At 64.2% G+C, this 2567-nt stretch carries 4 protein-coding genes; 1 reads left to right on the forward strand and 3 read right to left on the reverse strand.

Annotated elements, in window-relative coordinates; genetic code table 11:
* Window positions 1-187: hypothetical protein (locus EOB59_RS35775; RefSeq protein WP_206622102.1), on the forward strand; the 187-nt coding region annotated here is incomplete at its 5' end.
* Window positions 188-217: 30 nt separating this feature from the next.
* On the opposite strand, the gene EOB59_RS34325 is transcribed toward EOB59_RS35775, so the two are convergent.
* The 3 genes from EOB59_RS34325 to hflK are packed head-to-tail and all read right to left on the reverse strand — an operon-like array spanning window position 218 to window position 2508.
* Window positions 218-406 (reverse strand): DUF2065 domain-containing protein, encoded by a 189-nt coding sequence (locus EOB59_RS34325; RefSeq protein WP_023813072.1) that lies wholly within the window; start codon window positions 404-406, stop codon window positions 218-220.
* Between the two features lie 6 nt (window positions 407-412).
* A complete protein-coding gene (locus EOB59_RS34330; protein WP_127271782.1) occupies window positions 413-1381 on the reverse strand; it encodes a protease modulator HflC in 969 nt (322 codons plus the stop codon).
* Window positions 1381-2508, reverse strand: coding sequence for an FtsH protease activity modulator HflK (gene hflK, locus EOB59_RS34335; RefSeq protein ID WP_128290265.1), 1128 nt, complete (start codon window positions 2506-2508; stop codon window positions 1381-1383). The genes EOB59_RS34330 and hflK overlap by 1 nt, the downstream gene beginning before the upstream one ends.
* Window positions 2509-2567: the final 59 nt, after the last annotated feature.

A 2567-nucleotide genomic window follows, 5' to 3' on the forward strand; every position in this document is an offset into this window, starting at 1 on the left:
GGACGGGACAGCGACTGCGCTGACAAGAAGTGCCGCCGCGCCGGCGATGAATGTCCGCCGAGCCGCGCACAGAATTGTATTGGATGTCATCGAGAAGCCTCCCGGTATCCTTGAAAAGAAAAGCGCTTCGACGAAAACGCCGCGTCACGCCATGTTGGCAAAAAATACGGCACGTTTGCGGCTATGACTATCGGCAGAGGATAAATCATCGGCGCCGTCATGCGCCCCGTACCAGCCAGACGATGCCGACGCCGATCACGATCGCCGCCAGTCCGGCGATCCGCAGCGCGTTCTCGGGCAGCGACAGCACTTCGGTGGCAAGTTTCCTGGCCAGGCCGGGAAAACCGCCATAGACCAGACCCTCTATGACAAGGACCAGGCCCATGGCGGCAAGAAAATCCTGCACCGGCCGCTACTGGCCGGTGCTGGGCTGTGCCGCCGGCGCGGCGGGTGCCGTCGCCGGAGCGTTTGGCGCAGGCGAGGCCGGCTTTGCCGGCCCCTCGCTGCCGTCAGGATTGCGGAAGAAGCGGAAGAACTCCGAGTTCGGCGACAGCACCATCGTCGTTCCGGTGTTGTCCAGCGCCGTGCCATAGGCATTCATCGACCGGTAGAAGTCGAAGAAGGCCGGATCGCGCTGATAGGCTCCCGCGAAGGTGGCGCTGCGCTGGGCTTCGCCCTCGCCGCGCAGGATTTCCGACTCTTTTTGTGCTTCGGCGACGATCTCGACCACTTCGCGATCGGCGCGGGCGGTGATGCGCTGTGCCGCTTCATTGCCGCGCGCCCTCAGCCGCGCAGCTTCCGCCAGGCGTTCCGCCTTCATGCGGTCGAAGGTCTGCTGCGAGACTTCGGCCGTGAGATCCGTGCGGCGGATACGGACATCCTCGATCTGCAGGCCGAGCGAGGTGGCGTCGGGCCTGAGCTGGTCGCGGACTTCGCGCATCATCACGGTGCGCTGTTCGGAAAGTGCGGCCTCGAAATCACGCAGACCGTAGACACGGCGCAAGGCAGCGTCGAGACGCGTCCTGAGCCGGGCTTCTGCCAGTTCGATCTGACCCGACACGGTGGAGCGGAAGACCCGCGGATCCGAGATGCGGTAGGCGATGAAGGCGTCGACCTCATAGAACTTGCCGCCTGACACCTGGACGCGGATGTTGTCGAGGTCGAAGCGCAGCACCCGGTTCTCGATCAGTTGCACGGTGTCGGCGTCGAAGAACGAGAACGGCGCCTTGAAGTAGATGCCGGGTTCGCTCTTGACGTCGACGATCTCGCCGAACCTGAGCACCAGCGCCTGCTGACGCGCATTGACCACGAAGACCGACGAATAGAGCAGGAACAGGATAACCGCTGCTGCGACGACGATGATGGGAAGACGGTTGGCCATCACTGGTTACCCCCCGTAACGCCAGCAGCAGGGGCGGCTGGTGCCGGCGCTTTCGGCTGCAATGCCGGCAGTGGCAGATAGGGAAGGACCCCTTGCCCGTTGCCCTGCTCGACGATGACCTTGTTGGAATCCTTCAGAACCTTCTCCATGGTTTCGAGGTAGAGGCGCTTGCGTGTCACATCAGGCGCCTTGGCATACTCGTCATAGACCGAGATGAAGCGCTGCGCCTCACCTTCGGCTTCCTGCACGACCCGGTTCTTGTAGGCGGCCGCGTCTTCGCGGATCTGTGCGGCCTCGCCGCGCGCCTGCCCGAGCTTCTGGTTGGAGTACTGGTTGGCCTGCTCGACGAACTTGTCCTCGTCCTGCTCGGCGCGCTGCACTTCGTCGAACGCATCGGCCACTTCGCGTGGCGGTGCCGCATCCTCGATCGAGACGGCGTTGACGTTGAGACCGGCCTTGTAGCCGTCCAGCGTCGTCTGGATGATTTCACGCACCGAGGCGGCAATGCCCTGGCGGTCGTCGCGGAAGATGTCCTGCGCCGGCCGGCGGCCGACGGCTTCACGCATGGCGCTTTCGGCAACCTGCCGCAGCATACCGTCGGGATCGGACACATCGAACAGATACGCGCTCGGGTCGGAGACCTGATAGGCCACCGAGAACTGGACGTTGACGATGTTCTGGTCGCCGGTAAGCATCAGCCCGGACGTGTTGCCACTCGTCGCGCCGCCGCCGCCGATATCGACGAGCTGCTCGGAAATCTTGGCCGTCTCGACGGTTTCGAGCGGCCACCAATGGAAATGCAGGCCAGGCTGCGACAGTTCGGTCTTCGGCTTGCCGAAGCGCAATTCGACCGCGACCTCGTCGGGCTGCACGGTATAAACCGCCTTGAACGCCCACAGCACCACAAGTGCAGCCGCGATCAGCGCGAAGATAGCCGGGCTCGCGCCGCCGCCACCCGGAAGAGCGCGCCGCAGCCGGTCCTGGCCGCGGCGGATGATGTCTTCGAGATCGGGAGGCGAGCCCTGTGGCCCGCTGGGTCCCTTTGGACCCTGCCCCCAGGGTCCCTGATTGTTGCCGCCGCCACCCCATGGGCCGCCGCCACCGCCGCTTTTGTCGTTCCAGGGCATGAATGTCCTTTCGCTTGGAATTCCCTCAAGCGCCGGTATTACGGCGCAAAATCCAGTAT

Source organism: Mesorhizobium sp. M7A.F.Ca.MR.176.00.0.0 (genome assembly GCF_004023165.1).
Lineage (GTDB): Bacteria > Pseudomonadota > Alphaproteobacteria > Rhizobiales > Rhizobiaceae > Mesorhizobium.

Bases quoted from the DNA above. Each gene is read 5' to 3' on its own strand.
- EOB59_RS34330 (WP_127271782.1), bottom strand. From the start codon at position 1,381: ATGGCCAACCGTCTTCCCATCATCGTCGTCGCAGCAGCGGTTATCCTG.
- hflK (WP_128290265.1), bottom strand. From the start codon at position 2,508: ATGCCCTGGAACGACAAAAGCGGCGGTGGCGGCGGCCCATGGGGTGGC.